This is a genomic window from Dyadobacter sp. CY312, from assembly GCF_021390535.1.
In the GTDB taxonomy this organism is placed as follows: domain Bacteria; phylum Bacteroidota; class Bacteroidia; order Cytophagales; family Spirosomataceae; genus Dyadobacter.
This window is the reverse complement of sequence record NZ_JAJUXG010000024.1, coordinates 66,792-90,153: the sequence shown is the minus strand read 5'-3', so window position 1 is coordinate 90,153 and position 23,362 is coordinate 66,792. Positions and strand designations below refer to the sequence as shown.

Genomic DNA, 23,362 nt, shown 5'->3' with positions numbered 1-23,362 from the left:
TGGTGCAAATATAACCGAACTTTTTTCCTTGTTGCTTAAAGGAGTTATTTTGAAAGATACAGACCGCGGATTTTATCAGTCATTAAGCGATAAATGTCGATCCATTCCGGATTGGTTTCCTGCAGATATTCCAGATGTCTGTTGATCGTCACCCAATCCCCGCGACGGGCCGGTCCGGTTTGCCCTGCAACAGGATCATCCGAAGAAAAAGCCTTATCTATTGTAGTCTGGATCAAGGGTTTCAGCAAGTCGAAATTCAACTGCTCTCTTGAAATAAGATCGTGAGAAACACCCAGCAGGTAATTGGTAAAATTGTTGGCGAAAACAGCTGCGACATGTAGTACAAAACGCTCATCTGAATCCAACCGGGTTACATTATCGCTGATACTTTGGGCAAGAGCAATGAGTTTGTTTTCAATGAGTTCATTTTTCGATTCGATACATAAGGGCAACTCTTTGTAGTCTATCGGGAATCCTTTGGTGAAGCTTTGCAGGGGGTAAAAAATACCGGTATGAACAAATACGTCACTATAAATTTCGATCAGCTTTTGAAATTCGGCCAGGGTGCGTGTGCCGGAAGTATGCACCACAATCACATTTTCCGGGAAAACGATCTGCTCAATCACCTGATCCAGTGCGTCGTCAGAAACTGCCAGAACGATGACTTCTGCGTTACTTTCTGAAAAATTAAGATCGGGCTGAATATTGGTATCGTACAACTCTGATGCCAGTTTACGTGCATTCTGCGGGTTTCTGCTATAAATTTCACAGATCCAGTGGCCAGCTTCTTCCATCGCCTGAGAGAGGTGCCACGCAACATTTCCTGAACCGACAAAGGAGATTTTCATAAAGAGGGTTTTCTATGTCTGAGAGATTTGGGGGTAAGATAACCTTCACAAACTAATCAACCAAAGGCGCAGTTTGTGACGGCGAAGTGATACCGGAAGGTAACTCCATAATCTTCATATTACGAAAGTGAATTTCTGCACCTTCCGCTTCCAGGCATATGTAGCCTTTTTTGTGTTCAGATTCCCTCAGACCATTAACAAACTTCCCGTTCACTGACAACTTCACTGTTCCGTCTACACAAACTACTACATACTTATTCCATTCACCTTTTCCCTTGCAGCGCTTTTCCAAAGATTTACTCCTGATTCCCCTAGGATTGTCGGGAATTGCTTTCATGCCCATGGTCGGGAATAATTCGCCGTGCACATAGTCGTCGGTAGCGTTGTGCTGTGGAGCATAATCGAGTTCAAGCATTTGTACTTCAATGGCTTTGGTCAACGGATCATGTTCCTGAGGTGTTCCCTCACTCCAGATAAAGATACCGGAATTGCCACCTGCTTCCATGTGTTTCCATTCCACTTCCAGAATAAAGTTTTCGTACTGACGATCCGAGCGCATAACGCCGATCGGTTTTCCCGAACATATCAAAGTTCCGTTTTTCACCTTCCATGTTTCTTTGGAAGTATTTACGTCAATCCAACCCTGTAAGTTTTTTCCATTAAACAGTGGGCGAAAGGCCAGCTGATCTGAATTCTGCGATTTCCCAGTGTTAGACAATAGCAGGAAATAAAATAATAAACCAATGATTCTGATAGGTGTTTTAGGGCTTGTTACGGACATATATTCAGTGGTTATATTTATAAATATCTGATAATAAATTTGTTAATTAGTTTTTTGCGGTCGGTATTATTTGTTTTACATACTCAATGTAAGTGTCGGGTATTCTTAGAAATATTACTTTTGCTTATTAACCACGCTAATTTAATTGAAATGAAAATTATTATACACACCCTTGTATTTACCTTGTTTTTATCTGTATGCGTATTTGCTCAAAACAATGACCGTGTTGAGGCAGGTATTGATATTGGGACGGGTTTTAGAAGTAATAGCTGGGCTCCGTCTGTTTTGTATCACGAGGATGCGTCTTTGGGTCGACTTTCCTGGCTAAGAGCTGGATTAGGAATACGAGCCTGGGGATATTACGGAGAGGCAACAAACCTGATGTCACAGGCAGTGGCTCCATCTGCTAACCTGTTGGAATATCGCAGAATATCTACAAACGGCGTCAGTTTTGTAGCTTCGGTGAGTGTCAAAGTGGGGCGGATAGATATTGGCGCAAACACTGACATTATCGGTGCTTCATTTGGGTCAAACCGCAGAGCCAATTATCCGGGAAACGCAAATTCTCCCGGGTCGGGTAGCGCATACTACGATCAATGGGTAGCAACAAGACCGGTGATTTTTAATGCGTTGCCGCTGTTTTTAAATAATTATAACGGGCAATCGGAAATCTATGCAAGAATAAGGCTGACGCGTGGAGCAGGTGTGAAAATCGGCTATACATTTGGTCAGTTAGCCTACGTGACAAAAAATAACGATGGAAAAGTTCTTCTGGATAACCGTGAAAGGCGTTTCTCATCTCGTTATGAGATGCCTTATGTCGCACTCACATTCCGTATACTTCAATAATCAGGTTGGTTTATGTTTCTGAGTACGATGGAACTGCTCATTTCGGCTTGACAGTTAAGTGCACGTTTATGTGCTCCAAAGTAACTTTAACTCGGAAATTCTCAAACATACTTGTAATTCAAATTGTTAAACTCTATATTTGCACTCCCATTTTGCGATGGGACTGTCTTGTTACAGTGTAATTTATTGAAAATCAATTAAATCTTTTTTGTTAATCGTGGATACGTTAAGCTACAAAACCATCTCGGCGAACAAAAACACAGTAAACAAGGAGTGGATTGTTGTGGATGCTAAAGATGCAATTCTTGGTCGTTTGGCCAGTGAGGTTGCTAAAATTATCAGAGGCAAGCACAAAACAAGCTACACTCCTCATGTGGACTGTGGTGATAATGTTATCATTATCAACGCCGATAAAATTAAGTTGACAGGTAAAAAGTTAACGGACAAAGTTTATGTTCGTCACACCGGCTATCCGGGAGGTCAGCGTTTTCAAACTCCCCGTGAGTTGCTCGAAAAACACCCTGAGCGTGTAATCGAGAAAGCTGTAAGAGGTATGCTTCCAAAAAATCGTTTGGGACGTCGTTTATTTACAAACCTGTTTGTTTACGCTGCTGCAGAACATCCGCACAGTGCACAGCAACCAAAAGAAATCCAGTTGTAATTCATGGAAGTTATCAACACAATAGGTAGAAGAAAAACAGCTGTGGCTCGTATTTATATGACGCCAGGCAAAGGAGATATCAAGGTTAACGGCCGCGATTACAAGGAGTACTTCCCATTTGAAGTACACCAGATCGTTCTTCAGCAGCCTTTCACAACCATTAGCGGAAACGATGGTTATGATATCAAGGTGAACGTAAGAGGCGGTGGTGTTACAGGTCAGGCGGAAGCTATCCGTATGGCGGTTTCACGTGCTTTGGTTGAATATAACGGAGAATTCCGTGGTGCGTTGAAGAAAGAAGGATTCCTTACTCGTGACCCTCGTATGGTTGAGCGTAAGAAATACGGTCGTGCTAAGGCTCGTCGTAAATTCCAGTTCTCGAAACGTTAATACCAGCGGTCCGCCGCGCAGTTTTGAGTTAACAGTTTTCAGTTCACAGTCATCGTACTGTAAACTTTTTACTAAAAACTTGTTACTCAAAAAGTCCAGACAGTACTTATCGTGCCCGATGTGCTGTGCTGCGTAACAAAAACTATAAAAATCTTTTAAATCAAATTTGGCAATGGCACAAATAGAGTATAAAGAACTATTGGATGCAGGTGTTCATTTTGGTCACCTTACCCGCAAGTGGGATCCACGTATGGCTCCATACATCTTCATGGAGAAGAACGGGATCCACATCATTGACCTGAACAAAACTTTGAGCTGCCTTAATGACGCGGAAGCTGCATTGAAGCAAATCGTTCGTTCGGGACGTAAGATCATGTTTGTTGCTACTAAAAAACAAGCGCAGGAAATCGTAACGGAAGAGGCAAAACGCCTTAAAATGCCTTACGTAACTGATCGTTGGTTGGGTGGTATGCTTACAAACTTCGGTACTATTCGCAAGTCTTTGAAAAAAATGCAGACTCTTGAGAAGATGCTAAAAGACGAAACCACGGTTAGCAATATTGCGAAAAGAGAACGCCTGATGCTTACACGTGAAAAGGATAAACTGGAAAGAGTGTTAGGTGGTGTAGCTGACTTGACTCGTCTTCCTGCTGCCCTTTTCATCGTTGATGTAAAACGCGAGCACATTGCGGTTGCAGAAGCTAAAAGATTGAACATTCCAATCTTCGCGATCTGTGATACAAACTCAAACCCTGAACTGGTTGACTTCCCTATTCCAAGTAATGATGATGCTTACAAAGCAATTTCTATGATTACTTTGGCGATTGGAAAAGCGATCGAAGAAGGTTTGATGGAACGCAAACAAGATAAAGACGATCAGCGCCTGGTAGAGGAAGAAGAAGCCAAACGTCAGGTTGACAAAGGCAATGAAGAAGCAGCAGCACCGGTACAGGTTGCTGAGGCGGCAGCTGATTCTGACGTAGAGTAACGAAGGGCGATATGGATTTGGTTTAATTTAACCGCATCCTGTCTCAACAGATAAAGTAGCCCATAGCCATTTTGCTATGGGCTACAGTTTTTTAGAATTTATTTTGAAAACTAGTTTGGTAATCAATTCATAAAGTTACCGTAACGGATTTCACACAAAAAATATTAATCATACTCATTTAATCATGGCAATTACCGCACAAGATGTAAATAAACTCCGCCAAATGACTGGCGCAGGCATGATGGATTGTAAAAAAGCGCTTCAGGAAGCTGATGGCGATTTCGAACAAGCTGTTGATATTCTTCGTAAGCAAGGACAAAAAGTTGCAGCAAAACGTGCTGACAACGCTGTTTCAGAAGGAGCTGTATTGGTTAGCATCAGCGCTGACGGAACAAACGGAAAAATTGTTGCTTTGGCATGCGAAACTGAACCAGTTTCTAACGTTGAAGATTTCAAAAACCTTGCTCAGAGCATTTTGGACAAAGCTGTTGCAGATAACATTTCTGACAAAGAAGCTTTGCTTGCTGCAACACTTGCAGACGGACGTCCTGTTAGCGAAAACATCATTGACCTGGTAGGTAAATTGGGAGAGAAACTTGAAATCGTTTCTTACGAAAACGTAACCGCTGATCAGGTTGTTTCTTACATCCACTCAAATGGCAAACTAGGAGTACTTGTTGCTTTTGAAGGTGTGAACGGAACAGATGTAACAGAACTTGGAAAAGACGTTGCAATGCAAATTGCAGCAATGAAGCCAGTTGCTCTTGACAAAGATGGCGTTGATGCTGCGACTGTTGAGCGTGAGATCGAGGTTGGAAAAGAACAAGCTCGTGCAGAAGGCAAACCAGAAGCAATGCTTGAAAAAATTGCACAAGGTAAGTTGCAGAAATTCTACAAAGACAATACACTTTTGAATCAGGAATTTGTTAAAGATTCGTCTTTGACGATACGCCAATTGCTTGAAAAAACGGCAAAAGGGCTTACTGTGAAGTCTTTCAACCGTGTTGCTATTGGAGCCTAAGTTTTTTTAGATATAAAATAATATATGAAAACGCCTGGTATCTGCTTGTATACCAGGCGTTGTTTTTTAATATTTACGAGAAATATTGTTGGCCCAGTTCTATTTTCTATGGTATACGTAGTTACTTTTTTATAATATGGCGGTCAGAACATCGAAGAATGATTATGCACGTCATAATTTGAGTGATGAAGAATTGGTAAAACTTTTTGTAGAAACTCAGGAGAACCGATATTTCGAGAAGCTCTACGAAAGATATTCGGAGAAGGTTTATCACAAGTGCCTGTCTTTTGTAAAAGATATCGCGAAAGCGGAAGATCTTACACATGACATCTTCCTGAAACTGATTTTCAAGCTCGGTACTTTTAAAGAGGATGCCAAGTTCTCCACGTGGTTGTATTCAATTACATACAATCACTGTATGGATCAGTTGCGAACAAATAAAAAGCGGGGAGAAGTTCTTCAGGAAGAGCCGATAGAAGTGCCTGACGATGTTGACTTAAATAACATATTTGATGGAGATGATATTCAGGCTAAAAATCTGAAAACAGCTCTTGATCAGCTTACAGTTGATGAAAAAGGTGTGTTGTTTATGAAGTATATGGATGACCTTAGTATTCGGGACATCGCAGACATATTCAATGTTACGGAAAGCGCCATTAAAATGCGCTTGTTAAGATCGCGCGAAAAGCTGCGCAAGAAGTACCTGGAAACCATTATTTTCCTTACTATTCTCGCAGTAAAAATGATTGAGTTGATGAGAAATCATATAGGATAAACATTCAGCAAAATGGCAAGCGGAAATTCAGTATTCAAAGAACTAGAACCTGACAACGAGGTACCCGAGTACCTGAAACACGCATTGGTTGCAGAGGTCGACACAATACGAAATACGATGCAGGTGGTAACACTTTTTACTGAGCATTTTTTGTCAGCAATTACAATCGGGCTGTCTTTTAATGAAAACGAATAAATGATTTGACGAACACTTCTATACCAACAATGAGCAATCTTCCCAATATTTCAGAAATCCTTAGAAACATTTTTGCTGCACTTATCAGTCAATTTGAAGACTTCGTACCACGGGTACTAGGTTGCCTCATTATTTTGATTATTGGATATCTGGTGGCAAAGGCAGTTAAAATAATTATCCAGCAGATTTTAAGTAAAATCGGTTTTGACAGAATCGGTGATAGATTGAATGAGATTGGAATCATCAAACAATTAAAAACAGAGATTTCACTGAGTGACATCGTAGCCAAGATATTTTACTACTACCTGCTGTTGATCTTCTTAACCCTGGCAGCAGAAAAACTCGGAGTGGATACCATCACCAATATGGTGTTATCTCTTGTCAATTTTATCCCTAAATTGATTGCTGGTGCCATCCTGCTACAAATCGGGATTATGCTGTCCGATGCAATTAAAACTGCCGTGACGGCGCTATGCAAATCCTTTAACATAGCTTCGGCGAAGCTGATAGGTAATATTGCTTTTGTTTTCTTCCTGATTATTACCTTCATCACCGCACTGAAACAAATAGGAATGGAGACCGCCATGTTAGAGTCGAGCTTCCTTTTGGTGATTGGTGGTGTTGTAATAGCTTTTGGTATCGGTTATGGCATTGCTTCAAGAGATGTTCTTGCCAACATTATATCTTCCTTTTACAGTAAAAAGAACTATCGGGAGGGGCAGCTTATCAAAATTGACAATGTGAAAGGTGTAATTACTAAAATTGATAATACATCCGTAACCATTGTAAATGATACCACGACAACAATAGTGCCTTTACAACTTTTCCAGACGAGGCAAGTGGAAATTTTTAACTAATTTATTTATTAACTAACGTTACTCTTATGCAAGTGAAGATTAGGATAAGTTTTCTGTTTTTTATAACAACGTTGTTCATCAACCAACAGAGCTTTTCTCAAAAAGTGGATTTGTCTAATTCATTAAATGCCAACAAACTTAAAACACCAGGTGATACAGTTATAAAGAAGACAGAATTCGGAGCAAATCTTAATCAAGGATCTTTCAGTTCGAACTGGACAGGTGGTGGCGTTAATTCGTTAGCATTGGGACTATTCTTCAATGCACTGAGGGAAGTAAAGAAAGGTAAAAACTCCTGGCGTAATGATTTCCAGTCACAGTATGGGGTGGTTAGAAACAAAGGTCAGCAAAGTAGAAAGAATGTTGATCGTATATTTTTTGATTCGAAATACAACAGAGAGTTAACTTCAAAATGGAGCTTGTTTGGTAACGTTAACTTCCTGTCCCAATTTGCACCAGGATACGATTATGTTGCAGATACGTCAGACGCGTCAAAAACTATTAAGAATAAGCTTTCCGGTTTTTTTTCGCCTGCCTATGTAACCGAAGCGATAGGTATTGAATATAAACCCGTTCCTTATTTCTTTATCGACTTTGCTCCCGCAGCTTTGCGTCAAACCATCGTTATGGATAGGGATATTTACCTGAATACGCCGGATCAAAAAAATTATGGCGTAGAAATAGGCAAGCGTTTTCGTAATGAAGTGGGTATTGTGCAGTTGGTGGCAAACTTTGATAAGGATATTGCCAAGGACATCAATCTTAAATTCAGGTATCTATCATTTACTTCCTACTCGGATAATCCAAGAACGATTGGTATCCAGGATAAACAATTCCATTTTGATCACCGTTTGGATGCTCAGATCACAGCGAAAATTGCGAAGTATTTCAATGTTAACCTTGGTACCATTGTAATCTACGATAAAGATCAGGCCAGTCGTGCTCAATTTGCACAAGGTCTCAGTGTCGGATTCCTTTACTCATTCAAATAAATTGTCTTATCTAACATACGCTTAACTATGCTTCAGGAATTTAAAACTTTTATTGCCAAGGGTAATGTGCTCGATCTGGCTGTCGGTGTTGTCATTGGTGCTGCTTTCGGCAAAATTACCACATCTCTGGTAGAGGATATCATTAATCCGATATTGGGACTTCTGATTGGCGGTGTCGATTTTACCCAGTTAAAAGTCGTATTGAAAGAAGCAGTTGGAGATACGCCGGAAGTTGCTGTTAAGTATGGTAACTTCATTCAAGTACTAATCCAGTTCGTTATCATTGCCTGGGTTATTTTCCTCATTGTGAAACTTGCCAACAGATTAAGACTGACCGAGACTCCGAAGGAGTAATAAAATAGTTGAAAATAGTGAAAAGGGCATGATAAGTGCCCTTTTTTTATGCATGTAAATTTTTAGGTTGCTGCCTGCAAAAGTTCCCTTGAAAAAGATTTACCTTCGTTGTTTACAGCTTGCAACTTGATAAATACAGTATTGTGTCTAATAAATTAGTCGTTTTGGGTGGGGGAGAAAGTGGTCTTGGAGCTGCTATCCTGGGCAAATCTAAGGGGTTTGATGTATTTCTGTCGGATCGGGGGCGTTTGCATGATCAGTATCGTAAAGAGCTGATTGAAAGGGGAATCTCATTCGAGGAAGAGCAACATACCGAATCAGTTATTTTGGATGCCAATGTAGTTGTCAAAAGTCCCGGGATTCCAGATACTGTACCTCTGATACTGGCGTTGGTTGAAAAGGGAATTCCTGTCATTTCTGAAATAGAATTTGCAGCACAATACACCGATGCAAAACTGATAGCGATAACGGGAAGCAACGGAAAAACGACTACAACTCTGTTGACCTATCATTTGCTGAAAGATGCTGGATTTAATGTCGGGCTTGCCGGAAATATAGGGGACAGCTTTGCCTGGCAGGTTGCCGAAAAAGCATTTGATTATTACGTTCTGGAAATCAGTAGTTTTCAGTTAGATAATATTATCAGCTTTAAACCTGATGTTGCGGTATTGCTAAACATCACACCCGATCACCTCGACAGATACGGATATTCATTTCAGAACTACACGGATTCCAAATTTAATATTATTAAAAATCAGACTGCTGAGAATCATTTCATCTATTTTGATGATAGCGAAGTGATTAAAACAGAGTTGGAAAAGAGAGATGTTCTGTCAAAAAAATTGGGAATCTCAATTGATCATTCGGTAGAGAATGGCATTTTTCTGGAAGAAAATCAGCTGAGAAGCAATTTCGATAAATCTGGTTTTTCTCAGGATTTTGACAAACTGCCAATAAAAGGGCCTCATAATGCGATCAACGCAATGGCCGCTATTCTGGTGGCTCAGATAGTGGGTATTACCGAGGATAAAATCAAAGAGGGATTGTTGTCATTCCAAAATGCACCCCACCGGTTAGAAAAGGTTGAAGTGATTAATGGCGTTACTTACATCAACGATTCGAAAGCTACCAACGTGGATTCCGTTTTTTATGCCTTGGGAAGCTTTTCGGAGCCGGTTGTATTAATCGCTGGTGGCGTCGACAAAGGCAATGAATATGGTCAGATTGAGGAGTTGGTAAGAAAAAAGGTTAAAGGACTTATTATTCTGAGTGTTAAATATGAAAAACTGAGAGATTATTTCGCTGATATTGTCCCTCAGATTTACATTACACAAGACGTTGAGGACGCTGTGAAGCAGGCTAAAAAATGGAGCGAACCAGGTGATGTTGTGTTACTTTCACCGGCTTGTGCAAGTTTCGATTTGTTTAAAAATTATGAAGATCGGGGAGATCAATTTAAAGTTGCTGTAAGAAATCTGGCTTAACGATGACGCAAGAAAAGAACTTGGATGGAATGGAGCTCTTGCAGAAATCAAGAGATAAAACCCAGACCTGGATCAGAACTAATCTCAAAGGAGATCCCTGGATATGGGGAATTTGTATTATTATGCTGCTATGGAGTATTGTAGTAGTGTACAGTGCATCGGTCAAGGATGCTTACAGCCAGAAAGACGGAGATACAGAATATTATCTGTACAAGCATTCCGTATTGTGTTTTTTATCGCTTGTTGTGATGTTTTATGTGCATCGGATTCCATACATCAAATTTGTGTATGTTACCCGTCTTGCTGTGTGGAGCTCAATACTCCTTCTGATTTTTACCATGTTTTTTGGGACCTCCGTTAATGATGCCTCTCGCTGGATTGAAATTCCAATCATTGGTCAGCGTTTCCAGCCATCGGAATGGGCCAAGGTAGCTTTAATATCACATTTGTCACTCATTTTGGCAAGACACATCAAGGGTGGATGGAATACGCGTGAACTTTTCATGGAGCCACTTGCTTTGGTTGGCCTTGTCTGCGGATTGATTTTTACGAGCAACGTATCTACCGCAATGATGCTTGCTGGGATCTGTTTCCTATTGATGTATGTAGGCAAGGTTCCGTTACATTACCTGTTTTTTACGGCTATCGGGCTAGTGTTTTTTGCAACCTTAGCCATTCTTCTTAATTCGACCCAGCGATCGGGAACAGCTCAGAATCGTATAGCGGCATTTTTTGATAAGGATGTGGTTGTATATCAATCTCAGCAATCCTACATGGCTATGGCCCGGGGTGGATTATACGGTGAAGGCGTTGCGAAAAGCCGGCAAAGACGGTTTCTGCCTGAACCTCAGAAAGACTTTATCTTCGCAGTTGCAGTGGAGGAATATGGAACACTGGGAGGAACAATCCTTATAATTATGTATCTTATCCTCTTGTATCGCGGGCTCAAAGCAATTGAAGCTACAAAGCGACCCTTTGGAGGATTATTGTCTGCCGGACTAACCTTTGTTGTCGTCAGTCAGGCATTTTCCGCGATGGCCGTAACGGTTGGTCTTGTTCCGGTTACGGGTCAAACATTGCCGTTTTTTAGTCAGGGAGGAACCTCATTGCTATTTACAGGAATTGCGATGGGAATGATATTGAGCGTGAGCAGGGGCGAAAAAATGGATGAGAAGAGAATTTAAGCAAAATGGCAAAAAGAATTATTATTAGTGGTGGAGGGACTGGTGGGCATATTTACCCAGCTATTGCTATCGCCAACGCCATTTTGAAAAAAGAACCGGATACTGAAATCCTCTTTGTAGGCGCTTTGGGTAAGATGGAAATGGAAAAGGTGCCAAAGGCAGGTTTTCAGATTGTAGGTCTGCCGATTGTTGGTATAAAAAGAGAGTTGTCATTGGATAATCTTGCTTTTCCATTCAAACTGGTGAACAGCTTGTTGAAGGCAAGAGATGTTGTAAAGCAGTTTAAACCGGATGTGGCTGTTGGAGTGGGTGGTTTTGCGAGTGGTCCATTGCTTATGATGGCTTCTTTGGCAGGAATTCCGATTCTGATCCAGGAACAGAATTCCTACGCAGGGGTGACCAACAAACTACTGGCGAAAAGAGCTGCAAAAATTTGTGTAGCTTACCCTGGAATGGAGGCCTTTTTCCCAAAGCCTAAACTGGCTTTATTAGGGAATCCGGTAAGAAGAGATATTGTGGATGTTTCAGGGAGGAAAAATGAGGCGCTGGTTCATTTTGATCTTTCGCCGGAACGTAAAACACTCTTTGTGATGGGTGGAAGCCTGGGTGCGAGATCCATTAATGAGAGCATCAATAACGGTCTGAAAAAACTGCTTGATGCGGGTTATCAGATATTGTGGCAAACGGGAAAAGGCTTTATTGAAAAGGCCAGGGAATCTATTCAAAGACTCGACACTGATCGTGTGAAGGCTTTTGAGTTTATTTATGAAATGGACTTGGCCTACGCGGTGGCAGATGTTGTGGTTTCACGTGCAGGAGCATTGTCCGTGTCTGAATTGTGCCTGGTAGCCAAGCCTGCCATTCTGGTTCCTTATCCAGCCGCAGCAGAAGACCATCAGACAAAAAATGCATTGAGCTTAACAGAGCAACATGCTGCTATACTGGTAAAAGATGAAAAGACGGCGGTGGAGTTGGTAACAAAGGCAATTGATTTGCTTGAAGATCTGTCGCAGCAGGCAATACTTAAATCTAATATAAAGAAACTTGGAAGACCTTCTGCTGCTGATGATATTGCAGCTGAGGTACTGAAATTGGTTAAATAGTAAATTGAAAAGATTATGAGTTCATCCATGATGAATTGGAAATACATATATTTTGTAGGTATCGGAGGTATTGGTATGAGTGCGCTTGCTCGTTGGTTCAAAGCGAATGGGTTCCAGGTAGCAGGTTATGATAAAACGGCTACTACGCTTGTAAACACATTGATCGAGGAAGGAATTGAAGTTACACTGGAAGATGAAGTGCCCGCCATTCCGGAAGCTTTTATAGCTCAGCCGGATCAGACATTGATTATCTATACTCCGGCTGTACCAGTTCAACACAAACAAATGCTGTATTTCAGAGATCATAATTTTCTGATACTGAAAAGGTCGCAGGTGCTTGGAATGCTCACCAAAAATCTGAGGACAGTAGGAGTTGCCGGAACACATGGGAAAACGACCACATCATCTATGGTGGCGCATATTTTACGCCAGGCAGATGTGAACAGTACTGCATTTTTAGGGGGGATAACTCAGAATTATGGTACAAATTTATTATTAAACAAACCTACGGATAATCTGGAAGAAGTGGTTTGTGTGGTGGAGGCGGATGAATTTGACAGGTCGTTTCTGACGCTTTATCCTGAGATCGCGATTGTAACTTCCACAGATGCTGATCACTTGGACATCTATGGAAAACACGAAGCGGTGCTCGATTCCTTTAAAGAATTCGTAAGCCAGATTGATGAAAACGGGGTATTGTTTATGCGCCACGGTTTGGAGCTGGAATCGTCTACACAAGCACAAGTTTTTACATATTCGTTAACAGAAGGGGCCTTTTTTGCGGATAAAATAAGAATTGAAAAGGCGAGGTTTATTTTTGATCTTGTACACCCTGATGGCCGCATTAAGGATGTAGCCATGGTTATTCCTGGATATCATAACATTGAAAATGCGGTTGCGGCGGCGGCCTCGGCGCTATATCTTGGTGTAGCACCTGAAAAAATAAAAGAGGCTCTGGAGAGTTACAGAGGCGTAAAACGCCGCTTTGAATATCAGGTGGAAAGGAGTGATAAGGTTTACATTGACGATTATGCACACCATCCGACTGAGATTGAAGCGTTCCTGAACTCGGTTAAAGCATTGTATCCTGGTCGGCACATTACAGCAGTTTTTCAGCCACACTTGTTTACCCGGACACGAGATTTCGCAGATGGTTTTGCTGAGAGCTTATCTATTGCTGACAGGCTTTTACTTCTGGAAATTTATCCGGCAAGAGAATTGCCTATTGAGGGAGTCAATTCTCAAATGCTTCTGGATAGGGTTAGCATTGCAGATAAGAGAATTGTGGGGAAGGACGACGTATTGGAGATCTTACAGAACCTTGACACGGAGGTGGTCGTAACGATAGGAGCGGGAGATATTGATACCTTAGTAGTCCCAATAAAGTCTATATTGACCACTCCGGTAACTAATAATTAGTAAAAGCATTTTTAATATTACTGAGATGTTACGTAAATTTGAATATTCTTGGCAATTTTTTAAACGTGCTTTATGGCTCATTCTTCCTCTTGCAGGAATTGGTATGGCAGAGAGCAGGCTTGGAAGTCAGAGATGTAACAATCTGGTCTTCTCCATTGAAGGAGATTCAGGGGCTTATTTTCTGAATCAGACCGACGTAAGAATGTTGCTAACTGAGAATGGCGGGGATCCTTTAATAGGAACCCGGCTGGATGAAGTGAACCTTGGAGAGCTTGAAAATAGGGTCAAAAAAAACAAACTGATAAAAAAATGTCAGGTATCCCGTGACCTTAGGGGTAATATTGTCGTTAATGTAGAACAGGAGAAACCGCTTGCACGATGGATTAATACCTCAGAAAGCGGAGAGTGGAGGAATTCAGATGGATACTATATTAATGACGAAGGAGATTTTTTTCCCTTGTCGGATAGTTTTTCGGCAAGGGCTCTTATCGTTACCGGTGCCTATTTCCGGGATGCGAAAAAGCTGAAAAGTGAAAAGGGGGAGTCGTTACTGGAGCTGATTCGCTTTTTGAATACGGATCCGTTCTGGAAGGCACAGGTAGCTCAATTGGATGCTGACAAAGAAGGTGAAGTTCACCTGATGACAGTATTCGGGGATCAGAGAATAGAATTTGGCACGGCAGAAGGCTTTGAGTCCAAATTTAATAAGTTACACTTATTTTATGAGAAGGTTCTGAGCAAGGATTGGAGTAGATATTCAAGAATAAGTATTAAGTTTCAAGATCAAATAGTTTGTGAATAACAATTCACCATCAGCATGGCACACGACAAAATAGTAGTAGGAGTAGATATTGGCAGTACAAAAATCGCAGTGATAGCGGCGCAGGGGGCCACCTCCGGTTCGCGCCAAAGTAATATAGAAATTCTTGGATTTAGTGAGGTAGCTGTGCCTAGCGGAGCAGTTGTAAACGGTTCAGTCGAAAATATAAAGCAGGTTGGAGCAGCAATTAAAGAAGCATTGGCAGAAGCCTCTTTACGTTCCGATCTGGATATAGGAGTTGTAAATGTGAGTTTCAGCGGAGCCCACGTAAGAGTTAGTGCTCAGAGTGACGGAGTGATTCGTCCATCTGCTTCAACAGGTGAGGAGGTGACTCAAAGAGATGTTGACCAGTTGGTGGATGACATGTACAGGGCTAAAACGGAACCAAATTACGACGTACTTCATGTTTTGCCCATTGATTTTGCGGTGGATAACTCTACCGGGGTGAGAGAGCCTGTTGGGAGAACAGGAATTAAACTTGGTGGAAATTTCCTGATCGTTTCTGCGAACAACCAGTCAATTCAAAGAACCAAAAAAAGTTTATTAGAAGCTGATCCGGGTCTGAAATTTGATAAGCTGGTATATGCGCCGTTGGCAACAAGCCTGGCAGTATTGTCAGACAATGAGATTAAGGCGGGTATTGCTATGGTTGATATCGGAGATCATACGACAGATCTTATTATTTATCAGGACCGTGTTATTCGTCACATTGCATCTTTTCCGATTGGCGGCAGGCATATCACCAGTGACCTGGCAACGGGTTGCGGCATACAGATTGAAAATGCCGAGCAACTGAAAAAAGAATATGGCGTAGCTGTATCCGGAGATATACCACTTAATGTGGAAATTCTGGTCAATTTTCTGGCGGGAAGAGCACCAAAACCTGTCTTGAAAAGAAATGTTGCTTTGATTATCGAAGAGCGTCTCAAAGAAATCGCGGCAATGGTTTATGCTGAAATACTTAAGTCAGGGTATCAGGAGAAACTGATTGGAGGAATTGTGTTGAGTGGTGGCAGTGCCGATATCGCAGAAATTGAAATTCTTTTTGAAAAGGTTACAGGAATGGCTGTAAGGGTTGGTTTTCCTGAAAACCTTGCGCGTACAGTAAAAGCGGACGCTGTAAGTAATTCCACCTTCGCCACTGCAATCGGTTTGGCGTGGGCTGGTATAAAATCCATTGACCCGCGTGTGAAGTCGGTATGTAAACCGGTGATTGTGAATAATAACCATGTTCAGAACAATCACCACCAGCATCAGGAACCCGTTAAAAAGGCTGATAAAGAGGAGACCAAAAAACCAGGCCGTTTTTTTTGGGACAATCTTCTGGGAAAGAAGGAAGATAATACAGACGAATATTGAAATATAAGAGCATTACACCAATCAACCCCGGGAATATGAATACCAGTTTGTTGCACGCATTAGACCAGGATTATATTGTGAACGAAATCGTGAAAGACCCCAATGGAGGAAGTCAGGCTGAGCCTGCTATCATCAAAGTAATAGGCGTAGGCGGTGGAGGAAGCAATGCAGTCAATTACATGTTTGAAAAAAAGATCAAAGATGTAGAATTTGCTGTCTGTAATACCGACCGCCAGGCTTTGGCCAATAGCCCCGTACCTGTAAGAATACAGCTGGGTGCTACGCTTACGCAGGGTCTTGGAGCAGGAACAGACGCAACTAAAGGAAAAGAAGCAGCCCTTGAAACCATAGAAGAGATTAAAGCACTTCTCGGAGGGTCTACCCAAATGGTATTCATCACGGCCGGTATGGGTGGTGGTACTGGTACAGGAGCAGCTCCGGTAATCGCACAGCTGGCCAAAGAAATGGGCAAGTTGACTGTTGCAGTAGTTACAGCGCCTTACACATGGGAAGGACTGGATAAAAAGGAACAGGCACTTGAGGGGATTGAGCAACTGAAAGAATTCAGTGACACAGTTCTGGTCGTTTTGAATGATAAGCTTGAAGAGCTTTACGAGGATATGACACTTACCCAGGCTTTTGCGGAAGCTGACGGTATCTTGCTCAATGCGGTAAAAAGTATTTCTGAAATTATTACCACGAATGGTAATATCAACACGGACTTTAAAGACGTAGAGAAGGTTCTTAAAGGAGCAGGTCAATCGGTGATGGGAACCTCTGAGGCTTCCGGAACCGATCGTGCACAGCTTGCTATCAAAGAAGCTCTGGATTCTCCGTTATTGAACGATCGTGATATACGTGGCGCAAAACGTATTTTGGTTACACTTGCTACCAGTAAGAAAAAAGAAGCAACCATGAAAGAGCAGCGTGAGATCTGGCAGTTTGTCTTGTCTCAGGTTGGCGGCGAAGCGCGTATGTTTAAGCTGGGTACAATTACAGATGATTCTCTGGGAGATAAACTACGCGTTACCATCGTAGCGGCGGGTTTTGACAGCATTGAATCGCCTATTCCCGGAATGCAGACTAAAAGTATGATCAGAGCGAGCGAAGAAGCTGCATATGTAGCTCCCGTTGTGCTGGAGCCGGAAGATGCTTTTGAAGAGGAACTTGTACTTACAGGAGAAGTAAGTGGTACGAGAACCGGCTCAGTAGATCTGATACTTGATGATGAGATTGTGGTTCCCAAAGGAGATATGCGTCATGTATCAATCATTGATTCATCGGGTGAAGATGATTGGTCTAACGAAGAGGCGGACAAAATAAATGCGATGGTTAAGTTCTTCAAAGAGGGAATTGTAAAGTATACAGACCTTGAAGGACCAGCATATAGAAGAAGTCAGATTGACCTCTGGAAGCGGCCGGCAATACCGGCCAGCGAGATGGAACAACACTGGTTAAAATAAGAAAGAGGAGCTTTAAGCTCCTCTTTCTTATTTTGGTGGAATCTTCTAAAACCGAATGATCTGTTCAGCCTGCATTTCGAGCAATTCCTTGTATAACGCATTAGAAATGACTTTCTCGCTGTAATGAGATTTTATCTGCGCCAGTTTAACTCTAAGCGCCAGTGTATTCATACCCAAATAGCTGAATACGTCATTCAGATGACTCATGGCTATGGCTGCACCTTGTGTATTCGAAGATAGGCCTACCAGCGCAGCTTTTTTATTGGAGAAACTGTTCGGGTACGGCAGACCATCGATGAATGCTTTCAGAACGCCCGGGTAAGAACCATTGTACTCAGGTACTATAAAGACAAATTTATTAGTCTGTTCCAACAAGGCTCTTAAACCGTTGAATTTCTCATTTTTACCAATATTTTCATACATGGCTGAAACTGTGAAATCGTGAGGTAAATGAACAAGATCCAGAATTAAGCTCGGAGCATTCAATTGATTCAGGATATCCTGGTAATATTCGGCAATTTTTCGGGACATCGAATCGGGGCGGTTCGTGCCAACAATAATTACAATAGGCTGATCAGATAGACTCATTGGACAGGCGATCGTAAAATCGCGGTATTTCAATCGGATGTAATGTTAAGTTATTTGTAAAGAAACAATTTTCGGGCGAATATGTTCAGTAAATAGCCATGGTTTACTTGAATCAACGGCGTTGATAATTGGGAATAAGAATCCGCTCTTTCCTTTTACCCAAGATTTATTGCTATATTTGACCCCTTAATTCATCATGAAAATAATATAAAGATCTGGTATTCAGTTCCTTATTGAAGGCGTTAACTCACATAATAGTATGTCTTGGTTTATTCGAAAAGAAAAAGGTATTAATACACCCACCGAAATGAAGCGTGAAGCACCGGACGGGCTATGGTACCAGTGTCCTCAGTGCAAAAAAGTAACGCCTACGCGTGAGCACAAAATGAGCGCTTATACTTGCCCCCATTGCAACTATCATGACAAGGTGGGTTCGGATATATACTTTGAACTTTTATTCGACGACAATAAATTTACGGAGTTGGATGCTAACCTGACATCGGGAGACCCGTTGCAGTTTGTAGATACAAAAGCATACCCGGATCGCGTAAAATCCACAATACAGAAGACTGGTCTTAACGATGCAGTAAGAACTGGTTATGGTAAAATGAACGATCTGGAAATCGTTATCGCTTGTATGGATTTTAATTTTATCGGCGGTTCGATGGGATCTGTTGTAGGTGAAAAAATTGCCCGGGCTATTAATTATGCGCTGAAGAAAAAATTACCTTTTCTGATGATATCGAAATCAGGAGGTGCGCGTATGATGGAGGCAGGATTTTCTTTAATGCAGATGGCTAAAACTTCTGCCCGGCTTGCATTACTTTCAGAAGCAAAACTCCCCTATATTTCTTTGCTTACCGATCCTACCACAGGTGGGGTAACAGCCTCTTACGCGATGCTTGGAGATTTTAATATTTCAGAACCCGAAGCATTAATTGGTTTTGCAGGGCCTCGTGTAATTAGAGAGACGATTGGAAAAGATCTGCCAAAAGGATTCCAAAGTGCTGAATTTGTATTGGAGCACGGTTTCCTTGATTTTATTGTTGACCGCAAAGACCTGAAAGATAAACTTACAAGTTTGCTCACCATGTTGAGTTGACCTTGCTTTTTTTGACAAGTTATAGCTACATGACAACCGCCTCCGGCGTTTAAGTCATGTAGTTTTTCTTTATTCAGGAGATCGTTTTCATGGGCAATTGTCTTTTCTTCTCGTATCAGTTATGCTACTGATTTTCCATCCTGTTGCTGATAATGCGAGAATGAATACATTTACGCCGCAATGAGAAAATTTGTCTCCTGCATAAAATTTGTACGGAGCCCATACAGTTGCCATTGGTTGGTCTATATGAACAATAATGTCATAAATTCTTTCATCCCAAATAGCATTATGTGGCGTTCCTACCGCTTTTATAAATTGCTCAGCAGGTTCCTGTCTGATGATGAGTGAGTCTGTGGAATTCTTTAATATAGTGGATAAAGAAGATTTTGTAGCAAGTGTACTTCTAACAAGCGATGAATCTCCAGTACGCATTCCGTCAAAAAAGCGATCAATTGTTGCTCGTATTTTTTCATGCTGGTTCTGAGCCATGGCGTGATCTTGTCCAAAGGCTAGTAGAAGTATAACAAGGAGAATCTGACATTTGGTATGAAAAACCATTGTTGGTATAGTTTTAGAAAAGGTTAATTTTACACCTCTTTCAATAAAAAAAGAATGTCGGAAAAATTAGTTAAAAAAGTAGATATAAAGAATAGAAGGGCATCCTTCGAATATTTTTTTGTAGAAGAGTTTACAGCAGGATTGTCGCTGACGGGTACTGAGATAAAATCCATCAGGCAGGGAAAAGTGAATTTCCAGGATGCGTATTGCCTTTTTATGGATAATGAGCTTTACGTAAGAAGTCTTCATATATCGCCCTATACAGAAGGTACTCATTACAATCATGACCCGATGCGGGACCGCAAACTTCTTATCACCAAAAGAGAACGGAAGCGTCTAACAGAAAACTTAAAGGATCAGGGTCTCACGATTGTACCCGTACGCCTTTTTACGAGTGAGCGGGGTTTTGCGAAATTACATATAGCGCTGGCAAAAGGTAAAAAGCTTTATGACAAGAGAGAAACCATAAAAGAGCGTGATGTGAAGCGTGAGACAGACCGGGGAGGTTACTAGTATGCCCTCTGCGGTGTCGCATAGAGCCGGACATGTTGTTTCTCAATGGGTTTGATGTTAAATTTTGACTATTTGTAAATTTGTATGCAGGTTTTTTTACGCAAAATTTCATATATTGTCAGAATCAATTACCTCAAAGGCTCATGGGTAAAGTACTGGTTCTTAATCAGGATTACAGCGCATTAAGTGTTTGCACCGTTCCAAAGGCGTTTTTGTTAGTATACATGAATAAGGCAGAAATGCTGGCAGAGTCGCCGCATGATTTTTTGCGAACTGTAAGCAGCAAATATCCTTTGCCAATCGTTATTCGCCTTCACCACTATATTCACCTTCCTTACCGCGGGGTGGTGATGAGCCGACACAACGTATTCAAGCGGGACGGGAACCGCTGTCAATATTGCGGAACCCACGATAATCTCACCCTCGACCACGTTATTCCCAAATCACGTGGCGGCAAGACCAACTGGGATAATTTAGCTACGGCGTGTAAACGTTGTAATTCCCGCAAAGGAGATCATACACCTGAGGAAGTTGGGATGCCTTTACGTCAACGGCCTTTTCGGCCCTCTTTCTTAATGTTCATCCGTGATTTCTCAGGATTGGCAGATGAAAATTGGCTTCCCTATCTTGGCGTAAAGGAGCGAGCTCGCTAACATTCCGCGTTGTCCCTCGCTTTTCTTTGCAAATAATACCTTTTTCTATATTATTTAATTAAAATCACTTGTGTCTCTGGATTTTAACCAGCAGAACTTGTACCTTTGCGCTCTGTTTTTTTAAAATTATATCATTTTCATCAATTTCAGCTATTTCGCTCGCGAGCTGATGTATTCCAGAGCAACAAGTCCTATTTATGTCTAAGGAAAAACAAACACAAGCACTTCCTGATTTCGATTGGGAAAAAGCAGAAGACAAAGGTTTCGGTACAGGTTACTCAGCTGCTGACCGTACTCGCCTTGAAGCAATGTATGACACTACCATTTCTCCTGTTCAGGAAAAAGAAGTAGTTAAAGGAGTAGTAGTAGGTATTACAGATCGTGAAGTGATTCTTAACATCGGTTTCAAATCTGATGGTATCGTTTCATTCAATGAATTCCGTGACCTTCCTGGTTTGAAAATCGGGGACGAAGTGGAAGTGTATGTAGAAAACCAGGAGGACGCACAAGGTCAGCTTGTATTATCCCGCAAAAAAGCGAAAGTTATTACTGCATGGGATAACATCCAGAAATCGTTCGACGAAGACGTGGTTATTGATGCCAACGTTAAGAGAAGAACTAAGGGTGGTCTTATTGTGGATATATTTGGTATCGAGGCTTTCTTGCCAGGTTCACAAATCGATGTGAAACCAATTCGTGATTTCGACATTTTTGTTGGAAAGCGTATGGAAGTGAAAGTTGTTAAGATCAATTACGCAAATGATAACGTAGTTGTATCTCACAAAATATTGATCGAAAAAGATCTTGAAGCACAACGTCAACAAATCCTGAATAACCTTGAAAAAGGTCAGGTACTTGAAGGTGTAATCAAGAACATGACAAACTTCGGTGTGTTCATCGATCTTGGTGGTGTAGATGGTCTTCTTCACATTACTGATATTTCATGGGGTCGTATCAACCACCCATCTGATCTTCTTGCTTTGGATCAGAAATTGAACGTGGTTGTTCTTGACTTTGATGAAGAGAAAAAACGTATCTCTTTAGGTTTGAAACAACTTCAGTCTCACCCATGGGATTCTCTTGCAGAAGAAATCCAGGTTGGATCAAAAGTTACAGGACGTATTGTTAACGTTGCTGATTACGGCGCATTCCTTGAAATCAAACCAGGTGTTGAAGGTTTGATCCACGTTTCTGAAATGTCATGGTCTCAGCACCTGCGCAATCCTCAGGAGTTTATGAACGTAAACGACGAGATCAGTGCAGTTGTATTGACTCTTGATCGTCAGGAGCGTAAAATGTCACTTGGTATCAAACAACTTACTGAAGATCCATGGACTCAGGGTTCATTGAAAGATAAGTATGCAATTGGTACTCGTCACAAAGGTGTTGTTCGTAATCTTACCAACTTCGGTTTGTTCATCGAACTTGAAGAAGGAATCGACGGACTTGTTCACGTTTCTGACTTGTCATGGACTAAGAAAATCAAACATCCTTCTGACTTCGTTAAAGTAAATGACGAACTTGAAGTTGTAGTTCTTGAACTTGACGCGGACAACCGTCGTCTTGCTTTGGGTCACAAACAACTTGAAGAAAATCCTTGGGATACTTTTGAGACTATCTTTGCAATCGGATCTGTTCACAAATCCACTATCGTTGCAAAAGGTGATAAGTTCGCAACACTTGAACTTCCTTATGGAATTGAAGGAATTGCAGCGATCAAAAATCTTACAAAAGAAGACGGTTCTGTTGCAGAAGTAGGTGAGAGCCTTGACTTCACAGTTCTTGAATTCCTTAAAGATGAGAAGAAGATCGTTCTTACGCACTCAGAAGTGAAGCCATCTGCTGCACCTGCTGCTGCTGAGAAAAAAGAAGAAAAAGCACCTAAGAGCGCTGGATCTTCTCAAGCTGCTAAAGCTTCTGCTTCTGATTCTTCAATAAAAGAAGGCGAGAAGTCAACATTTGGAGACTTAAGCGTACTTTCTGCTTTGAAAGAACAATTCGAAGAAAGCGAAAAGAAAGAAAAAAAGTAATAAAAACGAATAAAAGTGCGGAGTAGAGAAAATATTTAATACTTTTGCACCCGGGTTGGCTGAGGCTAACAGCAACAGCCAACCCGATAATGGTTCCGTGGCCGAGTGGCTAGGCAGAGGTCTGCAAAACCTCGTACAGCGGTTCGAATCCGCTCGGAACCTCGCTAGGATTATGCCCTGTTTTGCGTTCGTTGCATCAGGTCAATTTTGATAAAATACCATTTGAGATACGCCACATTTTCTGGCAGTCGCAAGTGGTATTTTTTTGTTAAATACTTGAAATTCAGAAAGTATAATCCTCATTTATGACTTTCGTCATACTCTATAAATTAGAAGAATTATAAATAAGATGTCCTTCCAAAATATACTCCAAAT

The 23,362-nt window shown here is 41.4% G+C and carries 25 protein-coding genes and 1 tRNA gene; 22 read left to right on the top strand and 4 right to left on the bottom strand.

Going from position 1 to position 23,362, the window contains the following annotated elements; all coding sequences use genetic code 11:
- Positions 1-44: 44 nt before the first annotated feature.
- Positions 45-848 carry a Rossmann-like and DUF2520 domain-containing protein gene (locus LZG71_RS26800; protein WP_233825761.1) on the bottom strand — a complete coding sequence of 268 codons (804 nt, stop codon included), beginning with the start codon at positions 846-848 and terminating at the stop codon, positions 45-47.
- A 52-nt stretch (positions 849-900) separates the two neighbouring features.
- A complete protein-coding gene (locus LZG71_RS26795) occupies positions 901-1,629 on the bottom strand; it encodes a DUF1080 domain-containing protein (protein ID WP_233825760.1) in 729 nt (242 codons plus the stop codon).
- A gap of 150 nt (positions 1,630-1,779) precedes the next feature.
- On the opposite strand from LZG71_RS26795, the gene LZG71_RS26790 reads away from it, so the two are divergent.
- The 17 genes from LZG71_RS26790 (at position 1,780) to ftsZ (ending at position 17,543) form a co-directional block, all read left to right on the top strand.
- Complete coding sequence (locus LZG71_RS26790; protein ID WP_233825759.1) at positions 1,780-2,478, top strand: hypothetical protein; 699 nt, start codon at positions 1,780-1,782, stop codon at positions 2,476-2,478.
- Between the two features lie 217 nt (positions 2,479-2,695).
- Positions 2,696-3,139, top strand: a complete 444-nt coding sequence (gene rplM / locus LZG71_RS26785; protein WP_233825758.1) for a 50S ribosomal protein L13 — start codon at positions 2,696-2,698, stop codon at positions 3,137-3,139.
- Between the two features lie 3 nt (positions 3,140-3,142).
- Positions 3,143-3,529 (top strand): 30S ribosomal protein S9, encoded by a 387-nt coding sequence (gene rpsI / locus LZG71_RS26780; RefSeq protein WP_233825757.1) that lies wholly within the window; start codon positions 3,143-3,145, stop codon positions 3,527-3,529.
- Positions 3,530-3,701: 172 nt separating this feature from the next.
- Positions 3,702-4,517, top strand: coding sequence for a 30S ribosomal protein S2 (rpsB, locus tag LZG71_RS26775; RefSeq protein ID WP_233825756.1), 816 nt, complete (start codon positions 3,702-3,704; stop codon positions 4,515-4,517).
- Positions 4,518-4,701: 184 nt separating this feature from the next.
- Entirely contained in the window at positions 4,702-5,538 is an 837-nt protein-coding gene (tsf, locus tag LZG71_RS26770; RefSeq protein ID WP_233825755.1) for a translation elongation factor Ts, read from the top strand.
- A 136-nt stretch (positions 5,539-5,674) separates the two neighbouring features.
- Positions 5,675-6,313 (top strand): RNA polymerase sigma factor, encoded by a 639-nt coding sequence (locus LZG71_RS26765; protein WP_233825754.1) that lies wholly within the window; start codon positions 5,675-5,677, stop codon positions 6,311-6,313.
- Positions 6,314-6,325: 12 nt separating this feature from the next.
- Complete coding sequence (locus tag LZG71_RS26760; protein WP_233825753.1) at positions 6,326-6,508, top strand: hypothetical protein; 183 nt, start codon at positions 6,326-6,328, stop codon at positions 6,506-6,508.
- 29 nt (positions 6,509-6,537) lie between these two features.
- Entirely contained in the window at positions 6,538-7,365 is an 828-nt protein-coding gene (locus LZG71_RS26755; protein WP_233825752.1) for a mechanosensitive ion channel family protein, read from the top strand.
- Between the two features lie 26 nt (positions 7,366-7,391).
- A complete protein-coding gene (locus LZG71_RS26750) occupies positions 7,392-8,357 on the top strand; it encodes a DUF3078 domain-containing protein (RefSeq protein ID WP_233825751.1) in 966 nt (321 codons plus the stop codon).
- 27 nt (positions 8,358-8,384) lie between these two features.
- Positions 8,385-8,711 carry a large-conductance mechanosensitive channel protein MscL gene (gene mscL, locus LZG71_RS26745; RefSeq protein ID WP_233825750.1) on the top strand — a complete coding sequence of 109 codons (327 nt, stop codon included), beginning with the start codon at positions 8,385-8,387 and terminating at the stop codon, positions 8,709-8,711.
- 140 nt (positions 8,712-8,851) lie between these two features.
- A complete protein-coding gene (murD, locus tag LZG71_RS26740) occupies positions 8,852-10,195 on the top strand; it encodes a UDP-N-acetylmuramoyl-L-alanine--D-glutamate ligase (protein ID WP_233825792.1) in 1,344 nt (447 codons plus the stop codon).
- A 29-nt stretch (positions 10,196-10,224) separates the two neighbouring features.
- The gene (locus LZG71_RS26735; RefSeq protein ID WP_409013683.1) at positions 10,225-11,379 is read left to right on the top strand and encodes an FtsW/RodA/SpoVE family cell cycle protein; all 1,155 of its coding nucleotides are present in this window, start codon (positions 10,225-10,227) and stop codon (positions 11,377-11,379) included.
- A 5-nt stretch (positions 11,380-11,384) separates the two neighbouring features.
- Positions 11,385-12,482, top strand: coding sequence for an undecaprenyldiphospho-muramoylpentapeptide beta-N-acetylglucosaminyltransferase (gene murG / locus LZG71_RS26730; protein ID WP_233825748.1), 1,098 nt, complete (start codon positions 11,385-11,387; stop codon positions 12,480-12,482).
- A gap of 15 nt (positions 12,483-12,497) precedes the next feature.
- Complete coding sequence (gene murC / locus LZG71_RS26725; protein WP_233825747.1) at positions 12,498-13,901, top strand: UDP-N-acetylmuramate--L-alanine ligase; 1,404 nt, start codon at positions 12,498-12,500, stop codon at positions 13,899-13,901.
- Positions 13,902-13,926: 25 nt separating this feature from the next.
- On the top strand, positions 13,927-14,703 hold the full coding sequence (locus tag LZG71_RS26720) for a cell division protein FtsQ/DivIB (protein WP_233825745.1): 777 nt from the start codon (positions 13,927-13,929) through the stop codon (positions 14,701-14,703).
- A 15-nt stretch (positions 14,704-14,718) separates the two neighbouring features.
- Positions 14,719-16,080, top strand: coding sequence for a cell division protein FtsA (ftsA, locus tag LZG71_RS26715; protein WP_233825743.1), 1,362 nt, complete (start codon positions 14,719-14,721; stop codon positions 16,078-16,080).
- Between the two features lie 35 nt (positions 16,081-16,115).
- Positions 16,116-17,543, top strand: a complete 1,428-nt coding sequence (ftsZ, locus tag LZG71_RS26710; protein WP_233825741.1) for a cell division protein FtsZ — start codon at positions 16,116-16,118, stop codon at positions 17,541-17,543.
- 45 nt (positions 17,544-17,588) lie between these two features.
- On the opposite strand, the gene LZG71_RS26705 is transcribed toward ftsZ, so the two are convergent.
- Positions 17,589-18,131: an NADPH-dependent FMN reductase gene (locus LZG71_RS26705; RefSeq protein WP_255713242.1), complete on the bottom strand. Its 543-nt coding sequence runs from the start codon at positions 18,129-18,131 to the stop codon at positions 17,589-17,591.
- Positions 18,132-18,390: 259 nt separating this feature from the next.
- Here LZG71_RS26705 and accD point away from each other — a divergent pair, with 259 nt between their 5' ends.
- Complete coding sequence (gene accD, locus LZG71_RS26700; RefSeq protein ID WP_233825739.1) at positions 18,391-19,233, top strand: acetyl-CoA carboxylase, carboxyltransferase subunit beta; 843 nt, start codon at positions 18,391-18,393, stop codon at positions 19,231-19,233.
- Positions 19,234-19,320: 87 nt separating this feature from the next.
- Here accD and LZG71_RS26695 read toward each other — a convergent pair whose 3' ends face one another.
- Positions 19,321-19,791, bottom strand: a complete 471-nt coding sequence (locus tag LZG71_RS26695) for a nuclear transport factor 2 family protein (protein WP_233825737.1) — start codon at positions 19,789-19,791, stop codon at positions 19,321-19,323.
- Positions 19,792-19,845: 54 nt separating this feature from the next.
- Here LZG71_RS26695 and smpB point away from each other — a divergent pair, with 54 nt between their 5' ends.
- The 4 genes from smpB to LZG71_RS26675 all read left to right on the top strand — a co-directional run bounded on the left by smpB (position 19,846) and on the right by LZG71_RS26675 (position 23,149).
- Positions 19,846-20,304 (top strand): SsrA-binding protein SmpB, encoded by a 459-nt coding sequence (smpB, locus tag LZG71_RS26690; protein ID WP_233825735.1) that lies wholly within the window; start codon positions 19,846-19,848, stop codon positions 20,302-20,304.
- Positions 20,305-20,447: 143 nt separating this feature from the next.
- On the top strand, positions 20,448-20,957 hold the full coding sequence (locus tag LZG71_RS26685) for an HNH endonuclease (RefSeq protein WP_233825733.1): 510 nt from the start codon (positions 20,448-20,450) through the stop codon (positions 20,955-20,957).
- A gap of 197 nt (positions 20,958-21,154) precedes the next feature.
- Positions 21,155-22,987, top strand: a complete 1,833-nt coding sequence (rpsA, locus tag LZG71_RS26680; protein ID WP_233825732.1) for a 30S ribosomal protein S1 — start codon at positions 21,155-21,157, stop codon at positions 22,985-22,987.
- 91 nt (positions 22,988-23,078) lie between these two features.
- Positions 23,079-23,149, top strand: a tRNA-Cys gene (locus LZG71_RS26675).
- Positions 23,150-23,362: the final 213 nt, after the last annotated feature.

What these genes read in the sequence shown, in the direction of transcription:
- LZG71_RS26800 (WP_233825761.1), bottom strand. Translation starts at nt 848, where the DNA reads ATGAAAATCTCCTTTGTCGGTTCAGGAAATGTTGCGTGGCACCTCTCT.
- LZG71_RS26795 (WP_233825760.1), bottom strand. Translation starts at nt 1,629, where the DNA reads ATGTCCGTAACAAGCCCTAAAACACCTATCAGAATCATTGGTTTATTA.
- LZG71_RS26790 (WP_233825759.1), top strand. Translation starts at nt 1,780, where the DNA reads ATGAAAATTATTATACACACCCTTGTATTTACCTTGTTTTTATCTGTA.
- rpsI (WP_233825757.1), top strand. Translation starts at nt 3,143, where the DNA reads ATGGAAGTTATCAACACAATAGGTAGAAGAAAAACAGCTGTGGCTCGT.
- rpsB (WP_233825756.1), top strand. Translation starts at nt 3,702, where the DNA reads ATGGCACAAATAGAGTATAAAGAACTATTGGATGCAGGTGTTCATTTT.
- tsf (WP_233825755.1), top strand. Translation starts at nt 4,702, where the DNA reads ATGGCAATTACCGCACAAGATGTAAATAAACTCCGCCAAATGACTGGC.
- LZG71_RS26765 (WP_233825754.1), top strand. Translation starts at nt 5,675, where the DNA reads ATGGCGGTCAGAACATCGAAGAATGATTATGCACGTCATAATTTGAGT.
- LZG71_RS26760 (WP_233825753.1), top strand. Translation starts at nt 6,326, where the DNA reads ATGGCAAGCGGAAATTCAGTATTCAAAGAACTAGAACCTGACAACGAG.
- LZG71_RS26755 (WP_233825752.1), top strand. Translation starts at nt 6,538, where the DNA reads ATGAGCAATCTTCCCAATATTTCAGAAATCCTTAGAAACATTTTTGCT.
- LZG71_RS26750 (WP_233825751.1), top strand. Translation starts at nt 7,392, where the DNA reads ATGCAAGTGAAGATTAGGATAAGTTTTCTGTTTTTTATAACAACGTTG.
- mscL (WP_233825750.1), top strand. Translation starts at nt 8,385, where the DNA reads ATGCTTCAGGAATTTAAAACTTTTATTGCCAAGGGTAATGTGCTCGAT.
- LZG71_RS26735 (WP_409013683.1), top strand. Translation starts at nt 10,225, where the DNA reads ATGGAGCTCTTGCAGAAATCAAGAGATAAAACCCAGACCTGGATCAGA.
- murG (WP_233825748.1), top strand. Translation starts at nt 11,385, where the DNA reads ATGGCAAAAAGAATTATTATTAGTGGTGGAGGGACTGGTGGGCATATT.
- murC (WP_233825747.1), top strand. Translation starts at nt 12,498, where the DNA reads ATGAGTTCATCCATGATGAATTGGAAATACATATATTTTGTAGGTATC.
- LZG71_RS26720 (WP_233825745.1), top strand. Translation starts at nt 13,927, where the DNA reads ATGTTACGTAAATTTGAATATTCTTGGCAATTTTTTAAACGTGCTTTA.
- ftsA (WP_233825743.1), top strand. Translation starts at nt 14,719, where the DNA reads ATGGCACACGACAAAATAGTAGTAGGAGTAGATATTGGCAGTACAAAA.
- ftsZ (WP_233825741.1), top strand. Translation starts at nt 16,116, where the DNA reads ATGAATACCAGTTTGTTGCACGCATTAGACCAGGATTATATTGTGAAC.
- LZG71_RS26705 (WP_255713242.1), bottom strand. Translation starts at nt 18,131, where the DNA reads ATGAGTCTATCTGATCAGCCTATTGTAATTATTGTTGGCACGAACCGC.
- accD (WP_233825739.1), top strand. Translation starts at nt 18,391, where the DNA reads ATGTCTTGGTTTATTCGAAAAGAAAAAGGTATTAATACACCCACCGAA.
- LZG71_RS26695 (WP_233825737.1), bottom strand. Translation starts at nt 19,791, where the DNA reads ATGGTTTTTCATACCAAATGTCAGATTCTCCTTGTTATACTTCTACTA.
- smpB (WP_233825735.1), top strand. Translation starts at nt 19,846, where the DNA reads ATGTCGGAAAAATTAGTTAAAAAAGTAGATATAAAGAATAGAAGGGCA.
- LZG71_RS26685 (WP_233825733.1), top strand. Translation starts at nt 20,448, where the DNA reads ATGGGTAAAGTACTGGTTCTTAATCAGGATTACAGCGCATTAAGTGTT.
- rpsA (WP_233825732.1), top strand. Translation starts at nt 21,155, where the DNA reads ATGTCTAAGGAAAAACAAACACAAGCACTTCCTGATTTCGATTGGGAA.